Here is a 25,813-nt window from a genome sequence, read left to right as displayed (position 1 = left end):
GGTATCCGATTACTCTTCGCTGAACAGGTCGCCGCCGTGCATATCGATCATTTCCAGCGCCTTGCCGCCGCCGCGCGCCACGCAGGTCAGCGGATCTTCAGCAACAACGACAGGAATGCCGGTTTCTTCCATTAACAGACGATCAAGGTTACGCAGCAGCGCGCCGCCGCCCGTGAGCACCATACCGCGCTCGGAGATATCAGACGCCAGTTCCGGCGGGCACTGTTCCAGCGCAACCATCACCGCGCTCACAATACCGGTCAGCGGCTCCTGCAACGCTTCCAGAATCTCGTTGGAGTTCAGGGTAAAGCCGCGTGGAACGCCTTCCGCCAGGTTACGCCCGCGAACTTCGATTTCACGCACTTCGTCGCCCGGATACGCAGAACCGATTTCGTGTTTGATACGTTCTGCGGTCGCTTCGCCGATCAGAGAACCGTAGTTACGGCGCACGTAATTGATGATCGCTTCGTCGAAGCGGTCGCCGCCAATACGCACAGAAGAAGAGTAAACCACGCCGTTCAGAGAGATAACGGCCACTTCCGTCGTACCGCCACCGATATCGACAACCATTGAACCGGTTGCTTCAGACACCGGCAGACCGGCGCCGATTGCCGCAGCCATCGGTTCTTCGATCAGGAACACTTCACGAGCGCCAGCGCCCTGTGCGGATTCACGAATCGCACGACGCTCTACCTGGGTCGCTCCTACCGGTACACACACCAGCACACGAGGGCTTGGACGCATAAAGCTGTTGCTGTGCACTTGTTTGATGAAGTGCTGGAGCATTTTTTCAGTCACGAAGAAGTCAGCGATAACGCCGTCTTTCATCGGGCGAATAGCAGCGATATTGCCCGGCGTACGACCCAGCATCTGCTTCGCATCATGACCTACTGCGGCCACGCTTTTCGGTGAACCGGCACGATCCTGACGAATGGCCACAACGGAAGGCTCATTCAATACGATGCCTTGTCCTTTTACGTAAATGAGGGTATTCGCAGTACCCAGGTCAATGGACAGGTCATTGGAAAACATGCCACGAAATTTTTTCAACATACTAAGGGATAATCCTGAAAGCTGGGGCGGAAAACAAAATCCGCTTACTTTACCAACCACACGCAGCAGCGACAAGGCGCAAAAATCATCTGCTACGGTGAAAATTAGCGCAGTACGTTTCCTTTGTTACAAATCTCTGTCTGGGTCCATCAGAACTGAATACATCAGCAGCAATCCTGGCCTTCATTTGCAACCTGTAAAAGGTCGTTTACCTGCATATTTGCTGCAACAATCTGGCGAGCAGACAAGCACACCCCCATGAGGCACAGCGCGCGTTATTCTACGTGAAAACAAATTAAACGGCAGGTTAAACCGAGTATCTTTGCGAATATTTTTTCACGTTGGTGTCAAGTGGTTGGGAGGAGGCAAAAAAATCCCCCTGTCCGCCCGCCACTCCGCGCCCCGTCAGCGTATGCCACTCGCTACGCGAACGGACGCCTGTCGCGTAAACCTGCGTATGCGTTCCCGTGCAAGCTTCCACCAGGCTCTGTACCAGCAACTGGTTTTCCGTTCGTTTCTCAATGTTTCTTACCAGACTCGGATGAAGTTTCAGTAATTCCACATTAAGTTCTTTAATCCAGCTGGTACTCACCAGCGTCAAACCCGCCTGTGTCACCGCGATCCGAACGCCAAGCGCATTCATTAAACGAATAACAGGCTGTAACCGACTGATGTGTTGACAAACATCTGCCTCGGCAAGTTCAAAAATAATACGTTTTCGCTGCGATTTTTCGCACTGCATCAACGTATCACGCAGCCAGCGCTGAAACCGTGGGCGGATCAACGATTCTACCGTTACCTGCATCGCCAGATTTTCCTCCGGCCAGTATTTCAGCAGCGGGATCAAACGGCTAATTTGCAAGCGGTCATACTCTTCCGATAAACCGAACTGCAATACCATCGGCATGTATTCCGCCGAAATCACCTCTTCGGCGCCGTCAAAGATACGGCACATCAGCTCCCGGTGGTGTACGCGTCCTTCACGCATTACCGCCGGTTTCTGATAAATCCGCGGCCCGCCCCGGCTGAGCATCTGCTCAATAAGGGTGCGCCAGCGTACGTTGCCTCGGCCTTTTTCCGGCAGCGAATCGTCATACACCGCCCAGCTGTTCCCTCCCTGCAACACGGCATTTCGGGTCGCGGCTTCGGCATGTTCCATCACCTGCTCCGTTGACTGACCGCTACGCCATGCGCAAATGCCGATATGTACCATATCGTCACGATCGAGCTTTTTATTAACCGGTAATGCATCTACCGCTTTTAATAACTGCCCGGCGATGCTCTCCGCTTCTTTCAATGTGCGGTGCGGCAACAGGACGGCAAAGTCGCTGCGGTGGTAGCGCGCCAGCAGCGAACCCGGGTAGCGCATAATAAATGTCGACAGCAGATTAATCAGCGCAAACAGCTGTTCTTCCGCGAGATCGCGTCCCCAGCTGTCGTGAAGCAGGTTAAAGTCTGGCAGGCGGATCATCATCACCACGCCATGCGATCCCACTTTTTCCTGATCTTCCAGCAGCGTCGCCAGTTGGTTATCAAAAAACAGGCGATTGCCCAGCCCGGTTTTGACATCCTGCGCCGCATAAGAACGGATAAGCGTATCCAGACGGCTGCGCTGTTCGCTGGCAAACTGAATTTCAGACAGCAGCATATCCAACGCGCTGCTGGTACGCGCGGGCCATTCATAGACCGACCCTCGCGCATTCGGCCCGCGCTCGCCGTTCAGAATACGCGTTGCACGAATTTCCAACAGCTCCTGCCCGGACAGCTGGCGCTGTAGCCAGCGTACCGATAAGAACAAGATGAGAACGATAAAGCCGATCGCCAGCGTGAGCGGCGCGGTGGTCACGAGCGAGTGAAAATAGTTGCCCATCGGGTCCTGAAACACCACATGCAGCGAGGTGCCGGGATGCTTTACCAGCGGAATCGTCAGCTCACGATACAGGTTGTTGCTTCCCGCTGGCCGATAGCTGCTGTTGCGCGAATGGCTATACACCTGGCGGCCATCCTGCAACAAATCGACGCGCACGATATCGACCGATACCATCAGTTCATTAATCTGCGGCGTTAGCGTGACAAAATCAGAGGAGACAAGATGCGTGTCAATAGCGGTGGCGACCGCCTGAATGCGGCTGGTGAATTTATTCTCGATGGCATTGTAAAAACTCAGCGAGCAGCCGATGAGCGTAACGAAAATCGTTAACCCGGTAAGCAGCGTGACAAAGGCTGAGAATTTCGTCGTTAATCGCATCCGTGTGTTAACTCCGACAGTTATAAACGACATGAAAGAGCAACTCTGAACGCGAAGTCCGTTAAATTGCACAGCTAAGCGGGCATACTACCAAATCAGGTCTATCTGGCAATTTATTGCGTTGAATCGGCATCACGTTTTGATTAGCGAGTATAGTCTTCATAAATATTTTTCCAATCCACTATGCAAATTGAGGACAGGTTATGCAGGCTTTGATCTTAGAACAGCAGGACGGTAAAACCCTTGCTTCCGTTCAGACCCTTGAAGAAAGTCGGCTACCGGAAGGGGATGTAACGGTAGATATCCACTGGTCCAGCCTGAACTATAAAGATGCTCTGGCCATCACCGGGAAAGGGAAAATCATCCGTAACTTTCCGATGATTCCTGGCATCGATTTCGCTGGAACCGTACGCGCCAGTGAAGATCCCCGCTTCCATGCCGGTCAGGAGGTTTTACTGACCGGCTGGGGCGTGGGCGAAAACCACTGGGGCGGTCTGGCTGAGCGCGCCCGCGTAAAAGGCGACTGGCTGGTTGCTCTCCCGAAAGGTCTTGATAGCCGAAATGCGATGATTATCGGCACCGCCGGTTTTACCGCCATGCTGTGCGTGATGGCGCTGGAAGACGCGGGCATTCGTCCTGAAGATGGCGAGATTGTCGTGACTGGCGCCAGCGGCGGCGTGGGCAGCACTGCCGTTGCGTTGCTGCATAAGCTGGGCTACCAGGTTGTGGCCGTGTCAGGACGCGAAAGCACCCACGACTACCTGCGTAACCTGGGCGCCAACCGCATTCTGGGGCGCGATGAGTTTGCCGAATCCCGCCCGCTGGAGAAACAACTCTGGGCCGGTGCCATCGACACCGTTGGCGATAAAGTGCTGGCGAAAGTGCTGGCGCAGATGAACTACGGCGGCTGCGTTGCGGCCTGTGGTCTGGCGGGCGGCTTCGCGCTCCCCACCACGGTCATGCCGTTTATTCTGCGTAATGTCCGCTTGCAGGGCGTGGATTCCGTGATGACTCCGCCTGCCCGCCGCGCAGAAGCCTGGAAACGCCTGGTCAACGACCTGCCAGCCTCTTTCTATGCGCAGGCTGCAACAGAAATCACGCTGGCAGACGCGCCGAAATTCGCCGATGCCATCATCAATAACCAGGCGCAGGGCCGTACGCTGGTGAAGATTGCCTAATCTTCAAATTTTCGTGACATATTCGCGTTAACGTTTCGCCTCCGTCATGCTTAAAAAAACGCATGACGGAGGATGCTATGAAAATGAAAAAACTGACGGAAGCCGACGTAACCGCGGAGTCCGTTTTTATGTTGCAGCGCCGCCAGGTACTGAAAGCTTTAGGCATCAGCGCGGCCGCCCTTTCTCTGCCCGCCACCGCCCAGGCCGACCTGCTGAGCTGGTTTAAAGGCAACGATCGTCCCCCTGCGCCTGCCGGTAAGCCGCTTGATTTCAGCAAACCCGCCGCCTGGCAAAACGACCTCCCGTTAACGCCGGAAAACAAAGTCACCGGTTATAATAATTTCTATGAATTCGGCCTCGATAAAGCAGACCCGGCCGCCAACGCGGGTAGCCTGAAAACCGATCCCTGGACGTTGAAAATTAGCGGCGAAGTGGCGAAACCCCTAACGCTCGATCACGATGCGCTCACGACGCGTTTCCCGCTGGAAGAGCGAATCTATCGTATGCGCTGCGTTGAAGCATGGTCGATGGTGGTTCCCTGGATTGGCTTCCCCTTACATAAACTGCTCGCACTGGTCGAACCCACCAGCAATGCCAACTATGTGGCGTTCGAAACGATCTACGCGCCCGATGATATGCCGGGACAAAAAGACCGCTTTATCGGCGGCGGGCTAAAATACCCTTACGTCGAAGGATTGCGTCTGGACGAGGCAATGCACCCACTCACGCTGCTGACTGTCGGCGTCTATGGTAAAGCGCTGCCGCCGCAAAACGGCGCCCCCATCCGTCTGACGGTGCCGTGGAAATACGGGTTCAAGGGGATTAAGTCGATCGTCAGTATTAAACTGACCCGCGAACGCCCGCCGACCACCTGGAATCTGGCCGCGCCAAACGAATACGGATTTTACGCCAACGTGAATCCGCACGTTGATCATCCGCGCTGGTCACAGGCGACCGAGCGTTTTATTGGCGCGGGCGGCATTCTGGATGTACAAAGACAGCCGACGCTGCTGTTTAACGGCTATGCCAGTGAAGTGGCGTCTTTATATCGCGGTCTGGATCTGCGGGAGAATTTCTAAGTGCGTCTGACACAAAAACAGATCGTCTGGCTAAAAGTACTGCTGCATCTTGCCGGATTATTACCGTTTCTCTGGCTCGTCTGGGCGGTGAATCAGGGAGGGCTCAGCGCCGATCCGGTCAAAGATATTCAACACTTTACCGGTAGGACAGCGCTGAAATTTTTGCTCGCTACCTTGCTGGTTTCACCGCTGGCACGCTACGCTAAACAGCCATTATTGATCCGCACCCGCCGCTTGTTAGGGTTATGGTGCTTCGCCTGGGCCACGCTGCATTTAACCAGCTATGCGCTACTTGAACTGGGCATAAATAATCTGGCGCTGCTGGGCCAGGAGTTAATCACTCGTCCTTATTTAACGTTGGGCATTATCAGTTGGTTCATTTTATTCGCCCTTACGTTGACCTCCACGCAGGCGGCGCAACGAACACTGGGGAAACGCTGGCAACGTTTGCATAACTTCGTTTATCTTGTCGCGATTCTGGCTCCCATTCATTATCTGTGGTCGGTAAAAATTTTATCGCCGCAGCCAGTCATTTATGTCCTGCTGGCGCTGGCGCTTTTAGCCTGGCGCTACAAGACATTTCGCCAGTGGTGGCGGTCGTTTGCGGGCAAAATGCTGTAACGCCTCCGTTATGTGCGGTTTGTTGCAAAACCAGGACTCGCCTTGGGTCTTTGCGTGTTAGCAGTTGATAATCTTCCCTGATAAGACCAGTATTTAGCTGCCAATTGCTACGAAATCGTTATAATGTGCGACCTTGGTTTCCCGGACAGGGTTTTTAAGCCGCTGAAAGGGTGACAATCGCGCATCAAAGGTATATTTTGTTTTTTACCGGAGAATCGCAGGAGATAGCTGCACGATGGCCGACAAATTACACATTTTGCTTTTAAACGGTCCGAACCTTAATATGCTCGGCACCCGTGAACCCGATAAGTACGGCACCCTGACATTAACGGAAATTGTTAACCGTTTGAATGCAGAGGCCGACGCGCTGAATGTGACGCTGGATCATTTGCAGTCTAACGCGGAGTACGCACTCATCGACCGTATTCATCAGGCTAAAGACACTGTGGACTATATCCTGATTAATCCGGCCGCGTTTACGCACACCAGTGTTGCGATTCGCGATGCGCTGCTCGCGGTGAGCATCCCGTTTATCGAGATTCACCTGAGCAACGTACATGCGCGGGAACCGTTTCGCCAGCATTCGTATCTTTCCGATATTGCGGCTGGCGTTATTTGCGGATTCGGCGCTGACGGTTACTCATACGCTTTACAGACGGCGGTAAAACGCCTGTCACAATCACACTAAACAAAGAGTACGGAACCCACTCATGGATATTCGTAAGATTAAAAAACTGATCGAGCTGGTTGAAGAATCAGGCATCTCCGAACTGGAAATTTCTGAAGGCGAAGAGTCTGTGCGCATCAGCCGCACCGCGCCAAACGCAGGTTTTCCAGTGATGCAACAAGCTTATGCTGCGCCAATGCAGCAGCCAGCTCTGTCTAACGCTGTCGCTCCGGCGGCTGTTCCAGCAATGGAAGCGCCTGCTGCATCAGCGGAAATCAGTGGTCACATCGTACGTTCCCCAATGGTTGGTACTTTCTACCGCACCCCGAGCCCGGATGCGAAAGCATTCGTCGAAGTCGGTCAGAAAGTTAACGCGGGCGATACCCTGTGCATCGTTGAAGCCATGAAAATGATGAACCAGATCGAAGCCGATAAATCCGGCGTGGTGAAAGCAATTCTGGTCGAAAGTGGTCAGCCGGTAGAATTTGACGAGCCGCTGGTCGTCATCGAATAACGAGGCGAACATGCTGGATAAAATTGTCATCGCCAACCGTGGCGAGATTGCACTGCGTATTCTTCGTGCCTGTAAAGAACTGGGTATCAAGACCGTGGCTGTGCACTCAAGCGCGGATCGCGATTTAAAACACGTATTGCTGGCGGATGAGACGGTCTGTATTGGCCCGGCTCCGTCCGTAAAAAGCTATCTGAACATCCCGGCTATCATCAGCGCCGCTGAAATCACCGGCGCGGTGGCAATCCATCCGGGTTACGGCTTCTTGTCTGAGAACGCCAACTTCGCTGAGCAGGTTGAACGCTCCGGCTTTATCTTCATTGGCCCGAAGGCCGACACCATCCGCCTGATGGGCGATAAAGTGTCCGCAATCAGCGCAATGAAGCAGGCTGGCGTTCCATGCGTACCGGGTTCTGACGGCCCGTTGGGCGACGATATGGATAAAAACCGCGCCATTGCAAAACGCATCGGCTACCCGGTTATTATCAAAGCGTCCGGCGGCGGCGGCGGTCGCGGTATGCGCGTTGTGCGCGGCGATGCCGAACTGGCGCAATCCATTTCCATGACCAAAGCGGAAGCGAAAGCAGCCTTCAGCAATGACATGGTGTACATGGAAAAATACCTGGAAAACCCACGCCACATCGAAATTCAGGTGTTGGCTGACGGCCAGGGTAACGCTATCTATCTGGCTGAACGTGATTGCTCCATGCAGCGTCGTCACCAGAAAGTGGTCGAAGAAGCGCCAGCGCCGGGCATTACCCCGGAACTGCGTCGTTACATCGGCGAGCGTTGCTCCAAAGCGTGTGTCGATATCGGCTATCGCGGAGCAGGTACGTTTGAGTTCCTGTTCGAAAACGGCGAGTTCTATTTCATCGAAATGAACACCCGTATTCAGGTAGAACACCCGGTTACTGAAATGATCACCGGCGTTGACCTGATCAAAGAACAGCTGCGTATCGCTGCGGGCCAGCCGCTGTCCATCAAGCAGGAAGAAGTTGTGGTGAAAGGCCATGCGGTAGAATGCCGTATCAACGCCGAAGACCCGAACACCTTCCTGCCAAGCCCGGGTAAAATCACGCGCTTCCACGCGCCGGGCGGCTTTGGCGTACGCTGGGAGTCCCATATCTACGCGGGTTACACCGTACCGCCGTACTATGACTCCATGATCGGCAAGCTGATCTGCTACGGTGAAAACCGTGACGTAGCGATTGCCCGTATGAAAAACGCATTGCAGGAACTGATCATTGATGGCATCAAAACCAACATTGACCTGCAAACCCGCATCATGAACGACGAGCACTTCCAGCACGGTGGCACCAACATCCACTATCTGGAGAAGAAACTCGGTCTTCAGGAAAAATAAGCGTGCGTTAATTGAAAAAGGCCGGTTTTCCGGCCTTTTGTTTTTTTCCCTCCGGTACATCCCATAAGGTACAATCCCCGCTTTCTTCATCCACAAGGGACAAAAAATGGACACGCGTTTTGTTCAGGCCAACAAAGAGGCGCGTTGGGCGCTGTGGCTGACCCTTCTGTATCTGGCTGCGTGGTTAGTGACTGCTTACTTACCAGGCGCGGCACCCGGCATAACGGGCCTTCCACACTGGTTTGAAATGGCCTGCCTGCTGACGCCGCTTGTTTTCATTTTACTGTGCTGGGCTATGGTGAAATTTATCTATCGCGACATTCCTCTGGAGGACGATGATGCAGCTTGAAGTCATTCTGCCGCTTATCGCCTATCTGCTGGTGGTGTTTGGTCTGTCGGTCTATGCCATGCGAAAAAGGACGACGGGCACCTTCCTGAATGAGTATTTCCTCGGTAGCCGTTCGATGGGCGGAATTGTATTGGCGATGACGCTGACCGCCACCTACATCAGCGCCAGCTCATTTATCGGCGGCCCGGGCGCGGCCTATAAATACGGCCTGGGCTGGGTATTGCTGGCGATGATCCAGTTACCCGCCGTCTGGCTCTCGCTGGGTATTCTGGGTAAGAAGTTCGCTATTCTGGCGCGGCGCTACAACGCCGTCACTCTTAACGATATGCTGTTTGCCCGCTATCAAAGCCGTCTGCTGGTCTGGCTGGCAAGCCTCAGCCTGCTGGTGGCTTTCGTCGGGGCGATGACCGTACAGTTTATTGGTGGCGCGCGTCTGCTTGAGACCGCAGCGGGCATCCCCTACGAAACAGGGCTGTTAATCTTTGGCGTCAGCATCGCGTTGTATACCGCATTTGGCGGTTTTCGCGCCAGCGTGCTCAACGATACGATGCAGGGCATGGTCATGCTAATTGGCACCATCGTCCTGTTGGTCGGCGTGGTTCATGCGGCAGGAGGGCTCGGACACGCGGTCGAAACCCTGCAAACAATCGACCCGAAACTGGTGACGCCGCAGGGCGCGGATGACATTCTGTCACCGACCTTTATGACCTCATTCTGGGTGCTGGTGTGCTTTGGCGTGATCGGCCTGCCGCATACTGCCGTGCGTTGCATCTCCTATAAAGACAGTAAAGCGGTGCATCGCGGCATTATCATCGGCACGATTGTGGTGGCGATCCTGATGTTCGGTATGCACCTGGCGGGCGCGCTGGGACGGGCGGTGATTCCTGACCTGACCGTACCGGACCTGGTCATTCCAACGCTGATGGTTAAGGTTCTGCCGCCGATTGCCGCCGGCATCTTTCTCGCCGCGCCGATGGCGGCCATTATGTCGACAATCAATGCCCAGTTGCTGCAAAGTTCCGCTACGATCATTAAAGATCTCTATCTGAATATTCGCCCGGAGCAAATGCATAACGAAACTCGCCTGAAGCGGATGTCAGCCATCATCACGCTGCTGTTAGGCGCGTTGCTGCTGCTCGCGGCCTGGAAACCGCCGGAAATGATTATCTGGCTTAACCTGCTGGCTTTCGGCGGCCTGGAAGCGGTGTTCTTATGGCCGCTGGTGCTGGGCCTGTACTGGGAGCGTGCAAACGCGACAGGCGCGCTAAGCGCCATGATCATTGGCGGCGTGTTGTATGCCGTGCTCGCCACCTTTAACGTTCAGTACCTGGGCTTTCACCCCATCGTGCCCTCGCTACTGCTCAGTTTATTGGCTTTTCTGGCCGGAAACCGTTTTGGTTCATCTGCCCAGCAAGCCACCTTATTGACTACTGATAAATAAAGAGTTTTGCCATGCCGTGGATCCAACTGAAACTGAATACGACCGGTACGAACGCCGAAGAACTTAGCGATGCGCTGGTGGAAACCGGCGCGGTCTCTGTGACCTTCCAGGACACGCACGACACGCCGGTATTTGAGCCGCTGCCAGGTGAAACGCGTCTGTGGGGCGATACCGACGTTATCGGCCTGTTCGATGCCGAAACCGACATGAAAGAGGTGGTGGCAATCCTTGAGCATCATCCGCTGCTGGGCGCGGGTTTCGCGCATAAGATTGAGCAACTGGAAGATAAAGACTGGGAACGCGAATGGATGGACAACTTTCACCCGATGCGCTTTGGCGAGCGTCTGTGGATTTGCCCGAGCTGGCGCGATGTACCGGATGAGAACGCCGTCAACGTCATGCTGGACCCGGGTCTGGCCTTCGGTACCGGCACGCATCCCACCACATCCCTCTGCCTGCAATGGCTCGACGGGCTTGATCTGAACGGTAAGACGGTGATCGACTTTGGCTGCGGTTCCGGCATCCTGGCGATTGCCGCATTAAAACTGGGCGCTGCGAAAGCTATCGGGATCGATATCGATCCGCAGGCGATCCAGGCCAGCCGTGATAACGCAGAGCGCAACGGCGTATCTGAGCGTCTGGAGCTCTATCTCCCCAAAGACCAGCCAGAAGCCATGAAAGCCGATGTGGTGGTCGCTAACATCCTGGCTGGCCCATTACGTGAACTGGCCCCGTTAATCAGCGTACTGCCCGTTGAGGGCGGTTTACTGGGGCTTTCCGGCATCCTGGCCAGCCAGGCGGAAAGCGTATGCGAAGCCTATACCGAACTCTTTACGCTCGACCCGGTGGTAGAGAAAGAAGAGTGGTGCCGCATTACCGGTCGTAAAAAATAATCAGTCCTTTCCGGCGTGGTCATCTGGCCACGCCTTCTTCACACGATTCGCTTTCCTCTCCTGCTCGTCACCGATACAATATTCTTTATAATTGATTGATTTATATAATGTTATGTTGTTTTCAATTCATCGGGTAAATGCATGAAGTTAATTTCTTTGACCACTGCCTTTCTGGCAATCTGTATGATGCCCGTTTCTGTTTCGGCAACTGACTGGAGCTATGAAGGCGACACCTCTCCCGCGCACTGGGGTGAAATCAATAAAGCATACAAACTGTGCCAGACCGGGATGAGCCAGTCCCCTGTTGATATTCTCACCACGAATGAAATCCAGCTCCCGCCGCTTAACGTACAGTACATCGATCGCGCCGACATGCTCCTGAACGTTAACCACACTCTTCAGGTAACAATGAACCCCTATTCTTCTGCTTCCGCTCAGATTGACGATCAGCCTTATGCTTTAGCAGAATTTCATTTTCATGCCCCAAGTGAAAATACCATCAATGGTAAACACTATGCGATGGAGCTGCACCTGACGCACAAAAACCAGGAAGGTGAGATTGCCGTTGTTGCCGTCATGTTTGATATCGGTGAGCCAAATGAGGCAATTGAACGCTTATGGCAATCCATCCCGGCAACCCCGGGCGACAGCATACCGCTGCTTTCCCCCGTCGATATCAATCTGCTGTTGCCGGAAGACAGAACCTACTGGCGCTTTAGCGGCTCGTTAACGACGCCTCCCTGTAGCGAAGGCGTAACCTGGATTGTCCTGAAACAGCCTATGACGCTTTCTGCCGGTCAACTGGAAAAATTTCGCCATACGATACACCCTGCCAACAATCGCCCTGTCCAGCCTTTGAATGGCCGCGTCATTAACGAATGGTCGATACCGACGCTTCGCGATCCTGTCCTGAAATGAGGCGGCGATCACACTATGAAACGATAATCTGCTGGTTAAATCAGCAGATTATGTTGTCCAGCCGTCAGCCATAGAAGAAAAAATGAGAAGTTACGCAAAATTGTAAGCGTATAAAAATTCGGCTTCATTTTATAACGCAATGATTTATAAAGTTAATTAATTCTCATCATTCATCTTAACTGCGATTCTTTGATCCACCTCAGAGGATTGGTCAAAGTTTGGCCTTTCATCTCGTGCAAAAAATGCGTAATATACGCCGCCTTGCAGTCACAGTATGGTCATTTCTTAACTCATGCGCATCGGACAATACCAGCTTAGAAATCGCCTGATCGCAGCGCCCATGGCTGGCATTACTGACAGACCTTTTCGGACGCTGTGCTATGAGATGGGAGCAGGATTGACGGTATCCGAGATGATGTCTTCTAACCCGCAGGTTTGGGAAAGCGACAAATCTCGTTTACGGATGGTGCACGTTGATGAGCCAGGCGTTCGCACGGTGCAAATCGCCGGTAGCGACCCTGTTGAGATGGCCGATGCCGCACGTATTAACGTGGAAAGCGGCGCCCAGATTATTGATATCAATATGGGGTGTCCGGCTAAAAAAGTGAATCGCAAGCTCGCAGGTTCAGCCCTCTTGCAGTACCCGGATTTAGTGAAGTCGATACTAACCGAGGTCGTGAGTGCAGTGGACGTTCCTGTCACCCTGAAGATTCGCACCGGCTGGGCCCCGGAACACCGTAACTGCGTAGAGATTGCCCAACTGGCTGAAGACTGTGGCATTCAGGCTCTGACCATTCATGGACGCACCCGCGCCTGTTTGTTCAATGGAGATGCTGAATACGACAGTATTCGGGCAGTTAAGCAGAAAGTTTCCATTCCGATTATCGCGAATGGCGACATTACTGACCCGCATAAAGCCAGAGCTGTGCTCGACTATACGGGGGCGGATGCCCTGATGATAGGCCGCGCAGCTCAGGGAAGACCCTGGATCTTTCGGGAAATCCAGCATTATCTGGACACTGGGGAGTTGCTACCCCCCCTGCCTTTGGCAGAGGTTAAGCGCTTGCTTTGCGCGCATGTTCGGGAACTGCATGACTTTTATGGCCAGGCAAAAGGGTACCGAATTGCACGTAAACACGTCTCCTGGTATCTCCAGGAGCACGCTCCAAATGACCAGTTTCGGCGCACATTCAACGCCATTGAGGATGCCAGCGAACAGCTGGAGGCGTTGGAGGCATACTTCGAAAATTTTGCGTAATGAAATAAAGAGCTGACAGAACTATGTTCGAACAACGCGTAAATTCTGACGTACTGACCGTTTCTACCGTTAACTCTCAGGATCAGGTGACTCAAAAGCCCCTGCGTGACTCGGTTAAACAGGCACTGAAGAACTATTTTGCTCAACTGAACGGTCAGGATGTTAATGACCTCTATGAGCTGGTACTGGCTGAAGTAGAACAGCCCCTGTTGGACATGGTGATGCAATACACCCGTGGTAACCAGACCCGTGCTGCCCTGATGATGGGCATCAACCGTGGTACGCTGCGTAAAAAATTGAAAAAATACGGCATGAACTAATTTCGATTAGCTAATTGCTTGTTTAAAAAGGCGCTACTCGGCATGGGGAAGCGCCTTTTTTATTCGCGTCAGACAGGAGTTTGTTCATGAATGTCGGATTTGAGCCGCAATATTTTGGCGATGAATCGAAGAAGATCATTCACGGTGATGCGCTTTCAGAATTGAAAAAACTGCCCCCGGAAAGTGCCGATTTAATTTTTGCCGACCCGCCCTACAACATCGGAAAAAATTTTGATGGTCTGGTGGAGTCCTGGGACGAAGAGACCTTTTTGGCCTGGCTGTTTGAATGCATTGATGAGTGCCATCGGGTGCTGAAAAAACACGGCACGATGTACATCATGAACAGCACAGAGAACATGCCCTATCTCGACCTCAAATGCAGGAAACTGTTCGATATCAAAAGCCGCATCATATGGTCGTACGACAGCTCAGGCGTGCAGGCCAAAAAGTATTTTGGCTCAATGTATGAACCCATCCTGATGATGGTAAAAGATGCGAAGAACTATACGTTTAATCGTGATGACATCCTGGTTGAAACCAAAACCGGCGCGAAAAGAGCGCTGATCGATTACCGCAAAAATCCGCCCCAGCCCTACAACACGCAAAAAGTCCCCGGAAACGTCTGGGATTTTCCCCGCGTCCGCTACTTAATGGATGAGTATGAGAACCATCCCACGCAAAAACCCAGAGCGCTGTTGAGCCGGATCATCCTGGCCTCCTCAAACCCGGGCGACACGGTGTTAGATCCCTTCGCCGGAAGCTTCACGACGGGCGCCGTAGCCGTGGAAACCGGGCGAAAATTTGTCGGCATCGAAATCAACAATGAATACGTAAAAATGGGCATCAGAAGGCTGAACGTCACCTCTCACTATGCGGAAAACGAGCTGGCAAAGGTGAAAAAGCGCAAGACAACAAACCTGTCCAAAAAGAGCCGTATGGCCGAAATGACGGATACGTCTCAGGTGAAGTAAAAGCATTGTAAGTCTGCTTTTCTGCCGCGTTGTTTCGTGTATATTCCTTGCACGCTTGGGCATGAATACACAGGATTTGGCAATGATTCGTAAGTATTGGTGGCTGGTTGTTTTCGCAGTCTCCGTTTTCCTTTTTGACGCATTACTCATGCAGTGGATCGAACTGATGACAACGGAATACGATAAATGCCGCAACATGAATTCGGTTAACCCGCTCAAACTCGTCAACTGCGCCGACCTTGAGTAGTACGCCAGCCAGTTCTATGCAAATTATGCCGACGCACAGTTGGGGATAACCGTTACGCTTCCACGACCGGGTTGTTATTCTGCGTTAATACCATCACATTGCCATTCGGAACTAACATTTTTAATACATTATCCACTAATTGCGGCGCCTGCTTATAGAGATCATAACTGGAAGGATTCATTAACCAGTTCTTTACGATCCCGCTAAAGCTGCCATGAAGCACAATTAAATTAACTTCGACATCAAGACCGGTCGCAATCAGTCCTTTATTCATACATTGCTGTAATGCTTCACGCATTACCTGATAACTGAAGCCTATTTTTTCCCGAATATCCTGCTCTGATATCATATCATTATGAAATTCACATTTATGATATAAAATCTGCATTAATGCCTGTTGTCGGGGCACCTCAGCAATATATTGCAAAGCAGCAATCAGTTTTTCACGCAAATTCTGTAGCGGATTATCGCCCCCACACGTTGTTAACCTGTCCTGAATGAGATCGCGTAGCGGCGGTTGCTGACCCCATACCTCATTAAACAACTGCGTCTTGTTCTCAAAATGCCAATAGATAGCGCCCCGCGTAACATTCGCGGCGTCTGCAATGTCGTTTAGCGTGGTGCTGCCGACCCCGTGCAAGGCGAACTGTACGATCGCTGTTTCAATCAAGTGTTGTCGGGTTCTGAGGGCGTCCGCTTTTGTTTTCCTGGCCATAATGAAGTGTGTCTGAAACCGAAGGATGACAGTAAATACTGTTCAGGGATAACGCGCAAATGTATCACTTCATTTTTATTTAAACGAGATCCCTCGTGTATTATTACGCACAATACATCCAAATAAATAATAAATACAAATGAATCAAATAAAACTATTCACCAAAAGAATGTATATTTCTATTTGTGTTAATGAAAGACAGGGTTTTACTTTTCCACCGCATTATGAAACGACAGGATATTAATCTTTTTTTGCTTTTACGTGCCGTGCATGACGACCGGAAATAAGTATTGCTTACATCACGACCTGATAATTTGTAGGATAGCCAACTGCTATTTTATTTGTGCGCGTTAACGCCTTACCGTTATCCGGTAAATAACGAGCTTCGGTTTTCTAAGGAACAGTAATGACGAAACATGCCAGGTTTGCACTCCTGCCCTCATTCATCATAATCTCCGCTGCGTTACTCGCCGGTTGTAACGATCAGGGAGATACGCAAGCTCACCCTGCTGAGCCGCAAGTCACCGTCCACGTAGTCGAATCTGCCCCCTTAGCGGTGACGACCGAGCTGCCGGGGCGCACGACGCCATTTCGTATTGCGGAAGTCCGGCCTCAGGTCAGCGGCATTGTACTGAAAAGGAATTTCACCGAAGGTAGCGATATCGAAGCAGGCCAGTCGCTTTATCAGATTGACCCGGCGACTTATCAGGCTGATTACGACAGCGCCAAAGGCGAGCTGGCAAAAAGCGAAGCTGCCGCCGCCATTGCGCACTTAACGGTTAAACGCTACGTTCCGCTGGTTGGCACAAAATACATTAGCCAACAAGAGTACGACCAGGCCATCGCCGATGCTCGTCAGGCCGATGCCGCCGTTATCGCCGCAAAAGCCGCAGTAGAAAGCGCGCGCATCAACCTCGCCTACACCAAAGTGACTTCGCCGATCAGCGGCCGCATTGGTAAATCCAGTGTCACCGAAGGCGCGCTGGTAACCAATGGTCAGGCAACCGAACTGGCGACCGTGCAACAGCTTGATCCTATTTACGTTGATGTGACGCAGTCCAGCAGCGATTTTATGCGTCTCAGGCAGTCCGTCGAGCAGGGTAGCCTGCACAAAGACAACACCCGCAGCAACGTCGAGTTGGTAATGGAAAATGGTCAGGCGTACCCGCTGAAAGGCACGCTGCAATTTTCCGACGTTACGGTAGATGAAAGTACCGGTTCTATCACCCTTCGGGCTGTTTTCCCCAATCCTCAGCACACCCTGCTTCCCGGTATGTTTGTCCGCGCGCGAATTGATGAAGGCATTCAGCCCAATGCCATTCTCGTTCCACAGCAGGGCGTAACGCGTACGCCGCGTGGCGATGCGATGGTGATGATCGTCAATGATAAAGATCAGGTTGAAGCGCGCGACGTTATTGCTACTCAGGCGATCGGCGATAAATGGTTAATCAGCAAAGGGTTGCAACCGGGCGACAAAGTTATCGTCAGCGGCTTGCAGAAAGCCCGCCCGGGCGAACAGGTTAAAGCCACCACCGATGCCCCTGCGGCGAATGCAGCGCAATAAGGTAACCGGACATGGCAAACTTTTTTATTAATCGCCCGATTTTTGCCTGGGTTCTGGCCATCATTCTCATGATGGCTGGCACCCTGGCGATCATGCAGCTGCCCGTTGCGCAGTACCCGACCATCGCGCCGCCCGCCGTTGCGATTTCCGCAACCTACCCGGGAGCGGACGCGCAAACGGTGCAGGATACCGTAACGCAGGTTATCGAACAGAATATGAACGGTATCGATAACCTGATGTATATGTCGTCCACCAGCGACTCGTCCGGTAGCGTAACTATTACGTTGACGTTCCAGTCCGGCACCGACCCGGATATCGCACAGGTTCAGGTACAAAATAAACTGCAACTGGCCATGCCTTTGTTGCCGCAGGAAGTACAGCAGCAAGGTATCAGCGTCGAGAAATCAAGCAGTAGCTTCCTTCTGGTGGCCGGTTTTGTTTCCGACAATAAGAACCTGACGCAGGATGATATTTCCGATTATGTGGCGTCTAACGTTAAAGATACCATCAGCCGGACATCCGGCGTCGGCGACGTCCAACTGTTTGGCGCGCAGTACGCGATGCGTATCTGGCTCGACAGCAATGCGTTAAACAAATACCAACTGACGCCGTTAGATGTTATTAACCAGTTGAAAACGCAGAACAACCAGATTGCCGCAGGCCAACTGGGCGGGACGCCTTCCATCCCGGGCCAGCAGCTTAACGCCTCTATCATCGCGCAAACACGCCTGAAAACGCCTGAAGAGTTTGGCCGCATCACGCTGAAAGTGAATCAGGATGGTTCGATGGTCCATCTTAAAGATGTGGCCCGCATCGAACTGGGCGGCGAAAACTACAACATGGTGACGAAGATTAATGGCCAGGCGGCGACAGGCCTGGGTATTAAGCTGGCAACCGGCGCGAACGCGCTGGATACGGCAGCGGCCATTAAAGCGAAGCTTGCGGAACTACAGCCCTTCTTCCCGCAAGGGTTGAAAGTGGTCTACCCGTATGACACCACGCCGTTTGTGAAAATATCGATTCATGAAGTGGTGAAAACGCTGTTTGAAGCGATCATCCTCGTTTTCCTGGTCATGTATCTTTTCCTGCAAAACATACGCGCGACGTTGATACCGACCATTGCGGTGCCGGTTGTACTGCTGGGTACATTCGCCATCCTGGCGGCGTTCGGTTTCTCTATTAATACGTTAACAATGTTCGGGATGGTGCTCGCCATCGGCTTGCTGGTCGATGACGCTATCGTCGTCGTGGAAAACGTCGAACGCGTGATGGTGGAAGAAAAGCTACCGCCCAAAGAAGCGACCCAGAAATCAATGTCGCAGATTCAGGGCGCGCTGGTGGGGATCGCGATGGTGCTTTCCGCCGTATTTGTGCCGATGGCCTTCTTTGGTGGCTCAACCGGCGCAATTTACCGCCAGTTCTCGCTGACTATCGTTTCTGCAATGGCGCTTTCTGTACTGGTTGCGCTCATCCTGACGCCTGCGCTTTGCGCCACGCTGCTTAAACCTGCGTCTGCCGATCACCATGAAAAGAAAGGTGGCTTCTTCGGGTGGTTTAACACGCTGTTTGAGAAAAGCGTCGGGCATTACAGTAACAGCGTCAGCGGTATTTTGCGTAAGACCGGGCGTTATTTGCTGCTGTATGTCCTTATCGTCGGCGGCATGGCCATTTTGTTCCTGCGCTTACCCACCTCCTTCCTGCCAGAAGAAGATCAGGGCGTATTCATGACGATGGTGCAGTTACCTGCTGGCGCGACGCAGACGCGTACGCAGCAGGTGCTGGATCAGATTCAGAACTACTATCTGAACCAGGAAAAAGCCAACGTTGAATCCGTCTTTACCGTGAATGGTTTTAGCTTTAGCGGACAGGGGCAGAACTCCGGTATCGTCTTTATTAGCCTGAAGCCCTGGGAAGAACGCCCCGGCGAAGAAAATGGCGTAGAAGCGATCGTTGCCCGCGCAACCAGGGCATTCAGCCAGATAAAGGATGGTCTTGTCTTCCCGTTCAACCTGCCCGCGATTATTGAGCTGGGTACGGCAACGGGGTTTGACTTTGAACTGATCGATCAGGCGAACCTGGGCCACACGGAGCTCACCAAAGCCCGGAACCAGTTGCTGGGTATGATAAAAGAGCATCCCGACCTGCTGGTTCGCGTACGCCCTAACGGACTGGAAGATACGCCACAGTTCAAGCTGGATGTCGATCAGGAAAAAGCACAGGCTCTGGGAGTCAGCCTGTCAGACATCAACCAGACGATTTCCACCGCGCTTGGCGGCACGTACGTGAATGATTTCATCGATCATGGACGAGTGAAGAAAGTCTATGTCCAGGCGGATGCGCCGTTCCGCATGTTGCCCGGTGACATCAACAATCTGTATGTCCGTAGTGCAAACGGTGAAATGGTTCCGTTCTCCACCTTCAGTTCGGCACGGTGGATTTACGGCTCACCACGTCTGGAACGCTACAACGGTATGCCTTCAATGGAGCTGTTGGGTGAAGCGGCACCCGGCAGAAGTACCGGGGAAGCGATGGCATTAATGGAAAGCCTGGCAGAAAAATTACCGAACGGTATTGGTCATGACTGGACAGGCATGTCGTATCAGGAGCGCCTCTCCGGCAACCAGGCTCCGGCGTTGTATGCAATCTCACTGATTGTGGTCTTCCTTTGCCTGGCTGCATTGTATGAAAGCTGGTCCATTCCGTTCTCCGTTATGCTCGTCGTACCGCTCGGCGTGGTCGGCGCATTGCTGGCCGCCTCGCTTCGCGGACTGAATAACGACGTTTACTTCCAGGTTGGCCTGCTCACAACCATTGGTCTTTCTGCTAAAAACGCCATCCTGATTGTGGAGTTTGCCAAGGATCTGATGGAGAAAGAGGGACGAGGGTTGATTGAGGCAACGCTTGAAGCGTCGCGTATGCGTTTACGCCCAATCCTGATGACATCTCTGGCGTTCATCCTCGGCGTTATGCCGCTGGTTATCAGTCATGGCGCAGGCAGTGGCGCACAAAATGCGGTGGGAACAGGGGTTATGGGAGGAATGCTGACGGCGACATTGCTGGCAATCTTCTTCGTTCCGGTCTTCTTTGTGGTCGTGAGACGTCGTTTTAACCGGCATCATGATTAACCACTAAAATTACGGCGCCTTCGGGCGCCTTTTTCCAAAATAATTATCCATTTATGTATTAAAAAGATAGTCATTTATTTTCCCTGCTATTTACCAGACATGCACCGCTTAGCCATCCTTTTCTCCATTATTTTTACAATCCACATGAATTGAAATTATTCCACATGCGGGTGCCCTTTTAAGGCGTGATAAAATAGCGCCGGGTTCGCAGCTAGCGGAGCATTCGACTTTGCTGGATGTAGCGAAACGTTTATTTTTGAGGTAACACCATGAAAAGATTAATTCCTGTTGCATTGCTCACAACCTTGCTGGCGGGGTGTGCGCATGACTCTCCTTGCGTTCCGGTTTATGACGACCAGGGTCGTCTGGTTCATACCAATACCTGTATGAAGGGCACCACGCAGGATAACTGGGAAACAGCGGGGGCGATTGCCGGTGGCGCAGCCGCTGTCGCAGGCCTGACGCTGGGGATTGTTGCCCTGACGAAATAGGTTTTATTAAAAGCGCGGCAACCCGCGCTTTTAATATAAGACAAAGCTCTGGACAATCGATTTATTATTAATCATCAATTATAGATTTCTCTCACATATCTACTCTATAAGATTGGCGTTTTTCATTATTCTGTCTTAGTGAAACTGCATTTATCATACTTATCCTGCCGATATTAACGGGCGAAATCGTTATTCCGCACAGCGCCCGTAAATTTAAATATTTTGCTCCAAAATGTGGCTTACGTTTCATTTTCGCACCATTTCAGGGCGCTGCATTTATTTTTTCCTGTCTACACTCTGCATATTGCGTCGAGCATTCGTTCGCAAAACCTGGCACTACCTTTGCTTAAAAGAGTATGGCCAAAGCCACAGACAGGTAAAGACGTTCCAGAACGTCTCTCTATAACGATAATTTCTCCACACAGGATGCATTATGAAAAAGATGATGATAGCCAGCCTGGCTGCGGTCGGCGTGCTGCTTGCTGTTGCAAATCAAGCGCATGCTGGCGCAACACTGGATGCCGTAAAGAAAAAAGGATTCGTACAATGTGGGATCAGTGACGGCCTGCCTGGTTTTTCTTATGCAGATGCAAGCGGTAAATTCACGGGTATTGACGTCGATGTTTGTCGTGGCGTTGCCGCAGCCGTCTTTGGCGATGATACAAAAGTAAAATATACCCCACTCACTGCAAAGGAACGCTTCACCGCCTTGCAATCCGGCGAAGTCGATCTGTTATCCCGTAATACAACCTGGACCTCTTCACGCGACGCAGGTATGGGCATGTCATTCACTGGCGTGACGTATTACGACGGGATTGGTTTCCTGACGCATAACAAAGCGGGGTTAAAAAGCGCTAAAGAGCTGGACGGCGCCACCGTCTGTATACAGGCTGGCACGGATACCGAACTGAACGTGGCCGATTACTTTAAAGCCAACAAAATGAAATACACCCCGGTCACTTTTGATCGCTCTGATGAGTCAGCCAAAGCGCTGGAATCGGGCCGCTGCGACACGCTGGCTTCTGACCAGTCTCAGTTATATGCCCTGCGAATCAAGCTGAGCGACCCTGCCGAATGGATCGTCTTGCCTGAAGTCATCTCAAAAGAGCCTCTGGGGCCCGTTGTGCGCCGTGGTGATGATGAGTGGTTCTCTGTCGTCCGCTGGACGCTGTTCGCTATGCTGAATGCTGAAGAAATGGGGATTAACTCGCAGAACGTAGATGAGAAAGCGGCGAATCCGGCAACACCGGACATGGCGCATTTGTTGGGCAAAGAAGGGGATTACGGTAAGGATCTGAAACTGGATAACAAATGGGCCTACAACATCATTAAACAGGTTGGTAACTACGCGGAGATCTTTGAACGTAACGTGGGATCGGAAAGCCCGCTGAAGATCAAACGAGGCCAGAACAATCTCTGGAATAACGGCGGCATTCAGTACGCACCACCCGTACGCTAAGCCGTTGTGATGTAACGGGCGCCGCACCTGCGGCGCTCAGCCCAGAGTTATGGTTACCGAGGTTTTCTTATGTCCCATCGCCGCTCAACCGTGAAAGGAATGCTCTCCTTTTCTAACCCTGCGGTCCGCGCCTGGTTATTTCAAATACTCGCCGTTATTGCGGTTGTCAGTGTTGCGGTCTATTTAATTCATAATACGATTAACAATCTGAGCAGCCGGGGGATTACCTCAGGATTCGCGTTTCTCGATCGCAGCGCCGGGTTTGGTATTGTTCAGCACCTGATCGACTACGAGCAAGGGGATACATACGGTCGCGTCTTTCTGGTCGGCTTGCTCAATACCCTGTTGGTCTCCGCACTGTGTATTGTTTTTGCGTCATTTTTAGGTTTTTTCCTCGGCCTTGCACGCCTGTCGGATAACTGGTTATTGCGTAAGTTATCGACCATTTACATCGAAACCTTTCGCAATATTCCGCCATTGCTGCAAATCTTCTTCTGGTACTTTGCCGTCCTGCGTAATTTACCCGGGCCACGGCAGGCGGTCAGCGCGCTGGATTTGGTTTTTCTGAGTAATCGGGGACTCTATATTCCGGCACCACAGCTGGGTGAAGGAGTTATCGCTTTTTGCATGGCAATCCTTCTGGCGATCGTCATCTCCACTGGACTCTTTCGCTTCAATAAAACGCACCAGATTAAGACGGGGCAATTGCGCCGAACATGGCCTACGGCGTTGGCGCTTATCGTACTATTGCCGGCTGTCGCTCAGTGGCTATTTGGCGCGGCGCTGCACTGGGATGTGCCCGAGTTACGCGGGTTTAACTTCCGGGGAGGGATGGCATTAATTCCAGAACTGGCTGCGTTGACGCTGGCGCTTTCGGTATACACCTCGGCATTTATTGCTGAGATCATCCGTTCCGGTATCCAGGCGGTTCCCCACGGCCAGCATGAAGCCGCGCGTTCACTGGGCCTCCCTAATCCGGTAACGCTGCGTCAGGTCATCATTCCCCAGGCACTGCGCGTGATCATTCCTCCATTGACCAGCCAGTATCTGAATATCGTGAAGAACTCATCGCTTGCTGCCGCTATCGGCTACCCGGATATGGTTTCCCTGTTTGCCGGAACGGTACTGAACCAGACGGGTCAGGCCATTGAAACCATCGCCATCACCATGTCGGTTTATCTGATCATCAGCCTCAGTATTTCCCTGCTGATGAATATTTATAACCGCCGTATCGCCCTGATTGAGCGCTAAGGAACCATGATGACAAAAGCTCTTCTGTCTCATCCCATGCGCCCGGCCAATAACGGCGCAGGTCGCATAATTTTGTGGGTACGTAAAAATCTCTTTTCCAGTTGGTCCAATAGCCTGCTAACCCTTTTTTGTCTGTGGCTCATGTGGATACTCATTCCCCCCTTGCTGAACTGGGCGTTTCTACAGGCTAACTGGGTGGGTTCAACGCGTGCTGATTGCACGAAGGCGGGTGCCTGCTGGGTATTTATCCACGAACGTTTTGGTCAGTTTATGTATGGGCTTTATCCACATGACCAACGCTGGCGCATCAACCTGGCATTACTCGTTGGTCTGGCCTCCATTGTGCCGATGTTCTGGAAAGCAATGCCCCGTCGCGGGCGCTACATCGCCGTATGGGCGGTTATCTATCCCATTGTTGTCTGGTGGCTGATGTATGGCGGTTTCTTCGGGCTGGAGCGGGTAGAAACGCGGCAATGGGGAGGATTAACACTCACGTTGATCATCGCTTCCGTCGGTATTGCGGGTGCCCTTCCTCTGGGAATTTTGCTGGCGCTGGGCCGTCGCTCTCATATGCCGATCGTTCGGATGCTCTCCGTTATCTTTATCGAGTTCTGGCGAGGCGTACCGTTAATCACCGTGCTGTTTATGTCTTCGGTCATGTTGCCGCTGTTTATGTCGGAAGGAACCAGTATCGACAAACTTATCCGGGCGCTGGTCGGGGTGATCCTTTTTCAGTCTGCCTACGTCGCAGAGGTCGTACGCGGAGGGTTACAGGCATTACCGAAAGGGCAGTATGAGGCCGCGGAATCTCTGGCGCTCGGGTACTGGAAAACCCAGGGACTGGTCATTCTACCCCAGGCGTTGAAGCTGGTGATTCCGGGTCTGGTGAACACCATTATCGCCCTGTTTAAAGATACCAGCCTGGTGATCATTATCGGTTTATTTGACCTTTTCAGTAGCGTTCAGCAGGCGACTGTTGACCCTGCATGGCTGGGGATGTCGACCGAAGGGTATGTTTTTGCCGCACTGATTTACTGGATTTTCTGCTTCAGCATGTCGCGTTACAGCCAGCATCTGGAGAAACGTTTTAACACCGGGCGTACGCCGCACTGAGGATTTTATGAGCCAATTATTAATTCAACCTGCCGACGCGATGATCACGCTGGAAAACGTCAATAAATGGTACGGTCAGTTTCATGTTCTGAAAGACATTAATCTGAACGTGAAACAGGGGGAGCGTATCGTGCTGTGTGGCCCTTCCGGCTCGGGTAAATCCACGACCATTCGCTGTATTAATCATCTGGAGGAACATCAACAAGGACGGATTGTGGTAGACGGTATTGAACTCAATGAAGACATTCGCAATATCGAGCGGGTAAGACAGGAAGTCGGTATGGTGTTCCAGCACTTCAACCTCTTCCCACATCTGACGGTACTGCAAAACTGCACTCTGGCGCCGATTTGGGTGCGGAAGATGCCAAAGAAAGAAGCTGAAGCACTGGCGATGCATTACCTGGAACGTGTGCGCATCGCTGAGCACGCCCATAAGTTTCCAGGGCAGATTTCCGGCGGGCAACAGCAGCGCGTGGCTATTGCACGTTCGCTATGCATGAAGCCCAAAATTATGCTGTTTGATGAGCCGACTTCCGCGCTGGATCCTGAGATGGTGAAAGAGGTGCTGGATACCATGATTGGTCTGGCACAGTCCGGGATGACAATGCTTTGCGTCACCCACGAAATGGGCTTTGCCCGAACGGTAGCAGACAGGGTGATCTTTATGGATCGTGGTGAAATTGTTGAGCAGGCGCCACCGGAAGAGTTCTTTGCCCATCCTAAATCAGAGCGCACCCGGGCGTTTTTATCGCAAGTCATTCACTAACTGCCTGGTGGCGCTGCGCTTATCAGGTGGAACGCGAGCCGGATAAGGCACCGCCGCCATCCGGCAGTTCTCAGGGCGCGTAAACGCAAAAAGGCCCGATCTTTCGACCGGGCCCTTCGCTTGATTTGATGTCTGGCAGTTCCCTACTCTCGCATGGGGAGACCCCACACTACCATCGGCGCTACGGCGTTTCACTTCTGAGTTCGGCATGG

At 52.4% G+C, this 25,813-nt stretch carries 24 protein-coding genes and 1 rRNA gene; 21 read left to right on the top strand and 4 right to left on the bottom strand.

What is annotated here, in order from left to right; translation table 11 throughout:
• Positions 1–9: 9 nt before the first annotated feature.
• Both mreB and csrD read right to left on the bottom strand, forming a co-directional pair.
• A complete protein-coding gene (mreB, locus tag OGX84_RS19870) occupies positions 10–1,053 on the bottom strand; it encodes a rod shape-determining protein MreB (RefSeq protein ID WP_000913396.1) in 1,044 nt (347 codons plus the stop codon).
• A 307-nt stretch (positions 1,054–1,360) separates the two neighbouring features.
• On the bottom strand, positions 1,361–3,301 hold the full coding sequence (csrD, locus tag OGX84_RS19865; RefSeq protein WP_047460917.1) for an RNase E specificity factor CsrD: 1,941 nt from the start codon (positions 3,299–3,301) through the stop codon (positions 1,361–1,363).
• A 203-nt stretch (positions 3,302–3,504) separates the two neighbouring features.
• Here csrD and acuI point away from each other — a divergent pair, with 203 nt between their 5' ends.
• The 14 genes from acuI (at position 3,505) to OGX84_RS19795 (ending at position 15,117) form a co-directional block, all read left to right on the top strand.
• Positions 3,505–4,479: an acrylyl-CoA reductase (NADPH) gene (acuI, locus tag OGX84_RS19860; RefSeq protein ID WP_104868123.1), complete on the top strand. Its 975-nt coding sequence runs from the start codon at positions 3,505–3,507 to the stop codon at positions 4,477–4,479.
• A 77-nt stretch (positions 4,480–4,556) separates the two neighbouring features.
• A complete protein-coding gene (gene msrP / locus OGX84_RS19855; protein ID WP_024130995.1) occupies positions 4,557–5,558 on the top strand; it encodes a protein-methionine-sulfoxide reductase catalytic subunit MsrP in 1,002 nt (333 codons plus the stop codon).
• On the top strand, positions 5,559–6,179 hold the full coding sequence (gene msrQ, locus OGX84_RS19850) for a protein-methionine-sulfoxide reductase heme-binding subunit MsrQ (protein WP_104868122.1): 621 nt from the start codon (positions 5,559–5,561) through the stop codon (positions 6,177–6,179).
• A 235-nt stretch (positions 6,180–6,414) separates the two neighbouring features.
• Positions 6,415–6,867: a type II 3-dehydroquinate dehydratase gene (aroQ, locus tag OGX84_RS19845; protein WP_012135390.1), complete on the top strand. Its 453-nt coding sequence runs from the start codon at positions 6,415–6,417 to the stop codon at positions 6,865–6,867.
• A gap of 22 nt (positions 6,868–6,889) precedes the next feature.
• Positions 6,890–7,360, top strand: a complete 471-nt coding sequence (gene accB / locus OGX84_RS19840) for an acetyl-CoA carboxylase biotin carboxyl carrier protein (RefSeq protein ID WP_012135391.1) — start codon at positions 6,890–6,892, stop codon at positions 7,358–7,360.
• Positions 7,361–7,370: 10 nt separating this feature from the next.
• Entirely contained in the window at positions 7,371–8,720 is a 1,350-nt protein-coding gene (gene accC / locus OGX84_RS19835) for an acetyl-CoA carboxylase biotin carboxylase subunit (RefSeq protein ID WP_012135392.1), read from the top strand.
• Positions 8,721–8,826: 106 nt separating this feature from the next.
• Complete coding sequence (locus tag OGX84_RS19830; RefSeq protein ID WP_012135393.1) at positions 8,827–9,069, top strand: YhdT family protein; 243 nt, start codon at positions 8,827–8,829, stop codon at positions 9,067–9,069.
• Positions 9,059–10,510, top strand: coding sequence for a sodium/pantothenate symporter (panF, locus tag OGX84_RS19825; protein ID WP_047460907.1), 1,452 nt, complete (start codon positions 9,059–9,061; stop codon positions 10,508–10,510). The genes OGX84_RS19830 and panF overlap by 11 nt, the downstream gene beginning before the upstream one ends.
• A gap of 11 nt (positions 10,511–10,521) precedes the next feature.
• Positions 10,522–11,403, top strand: a complete 882-nt coding sequence (gene prmA, locus OGX84_RS19820) for a 50S ribosomal protein L11 methyltransferase (protein ID WP_047460904.1) — start codon at positions 10,522–10,524, stop codon at positions 11,401–11,403.
• Between the two features lie 141 nt (positions 11,404–11,544).
• Positions 11,545–12,321, top strand: a complete 777-nt coding sequence (locus OGX84_RS19815) for a carbonic anhydrase (RefSeq protein WP_012135396.1) — start codon at positions 11,545–11,547, stop codon at positions 12,319–12,321.
• A gap of 292 nt (positions 12,322–12,613) precedes the next feature.
• Positions 12,614–13,579 (top strand): tRNA dihydrouridine synthase DusB, encoded by a 966-nt coding sequence (gene dusB / locus OGX84_RS19810; protein ID WP_115181057.1) that lies wholly within the window; start codon positions 12,614–12,616, stop codon positions 13,577–13,579.
• Between the two features lie 23 nt (positions 13,580–13,602).
• Entirely contained in the window at positions 13,603–13,899 is a 297-nt protein-coding gene (gene fis / locus OGX84_RS19805) for a DNA-binding transcriptional regulator Fis (protein ID WP_000462905.1), read from the top strand.
• Positions 13,900–13,985: 86 nt separating this feature from the next.
• Positions 13,986–14,870 carry an adenine-specific DNA-methyltransferase gene (gene yhdJ, locus OGX84_RS19800; RefSeq protein ID WP_058668169.1) on the top strand — a complete coding sequence of 295 codons (885 nt, stop codon included), beginning with the start codon at positions 13,986–13,988 and terminating at the stop codon, positions 14,868–14,870.
• An 82-nt stretch (positions 14,871–14,952) separates the two neighbouring features.
• Positions 14,953–15,117, top strand: a complete 165-nt coding sequence (locus OGX84_RS19795) for a DUF2556 family protein (RefSeq protein WP_047460895.1) — start codon at positions 14,953–14,955, stop codon at positions 15,115–15,117.
• A 52-nt stretch (positions 15,118–15,169) separates the two neighbouring features.
• Here OGX84_RS19795 and envR read toward each other — a convergent pair whose 3' ends face one another.
• Complete coding sequence (gene envR / locus OGX84_RS19790; protein WP_112001507.1) at positions 15,170–15,832, bottom strand: acrEF/envCD operon transcriptional regulator; 663 nt, start codon at positions 15,830–15,832, stop codon at positions 15,170–15,172.
• Positions 15,833–16,238: 406 nt separating this feature from the next.
• Between envR and OGX84_RS19785 the strand changes: the two genes are divergently transcribed.
• From OGX84_RS19785 to OGX84_RS19755, 7 genes are all read left to right on the top strand, one after another.
• Positions 16,239–17,396 carry an efflux RND transporter periplasmic adaptor subunit gene (locus OGX84_RS19785; RefSeq protein ID WP_047460889.1) on the top strand — a complete coding sequence of 386 codons (1,158 nt, stop codon included), beginning with the start codon at positions 16,239–16,241 and terminating at the stop codon, positions 17,394–17,396.
• A gap of 11 nt (positions 17,397–17,407) precedes the next feature.
• A complete protein-coding gene (locus OGX84_RS19780; protein WP_200092971.1) occupies positions 17,408–20,521 on the top strand; it encodes an efflux RND transporter permease subunit in 3,114 nt (1,037 codons plus the stop codon).
• 269 nt (positions 20,522–20,790) lie between these two features.
• The gene (locus OGX84_RS19775) at positions 20,791–21,012 is read left to right on the top strand and encodes a putative periplasmic lipoprotein (RefSeq protein ID WP_012135403.1); all 222 of its coding nucleotides are present in this window, start codon (positions 20,791–20,793) and stop codon (positions 21,010–21,012) included.
• A gap of 433 nt (positions 21,013–21,445) precedes the next feature.
• Positions 21,446–22,471: an amino acid ABC transporter substrate-binding protein gene (locus OGX84_RS19770; protein ID WP_012135405.1), complete on the top strand. Its 1,026-nt coding sequence runs from the start codon at positions 21,446–21,448 to the stop codon at positions 22,469–22,471.
• 69 nt (positions 22,472–22,540) lie between these two features.
• Entirely contained in the window at positions 22,541–23,722 is a 1,182-nt protein-coding gene (locus OGX84_RS19765) for an amino acid ABC transporter permease (protein ID WP_049010077.1), read from the top strand.
• Positions 23,723–23,731: 9 nt separating this feature from the next.
• Positions 23,732–24,835, top strand: a complete 1,104-nt coding sequence (locus OGX84_RS19760) for an amino acid ABC transporter permease (RefSeq protein ID WP_112001503.1) — start codon at positions 23,732–23,734, stop codon at positions 24,833–24,835.
• 7 nt (positions 24,836–24,842) lie between these two features.
• On the top strand, positions 24,843–25,601 hold the full coding sequence (locus OGX84_RS19755; protein ID WP_012135408.1) for an amino acid ABC transporter ATP-binding protein: 759 nt from the start codon (positions 24,843–24,845) through the stop codon (positions 25,599–25,601).
• Positions 25,602–25,731: 130 nt separating this feature from the next.
• On the opposite strand, the gene rrf is transcribed toward OGX84_RS19755, so the two are convergent.
• Positions 25,732–25,813 (bottom strand): 5S ribosomal RNA (gene rrf, locus OGX84_RS22870); the annotation flags it as partial.

This window comes from Citrobacter sp. CK202, assembly GCF_030333225.1.
Classification (GTDB): domain Bacteria; phylum Pseudomonadota; class Gammaproteobacteria; order Enterobacterales; family Enterobacteriaceae; genus Citrobacter_B; species Citrobacter_B koseri.
The sequence above is the reverse complement of the archived record's forward strand: the minus strand, read 5'-3'. Positions and strand labels throughout refer to the sequence as shown.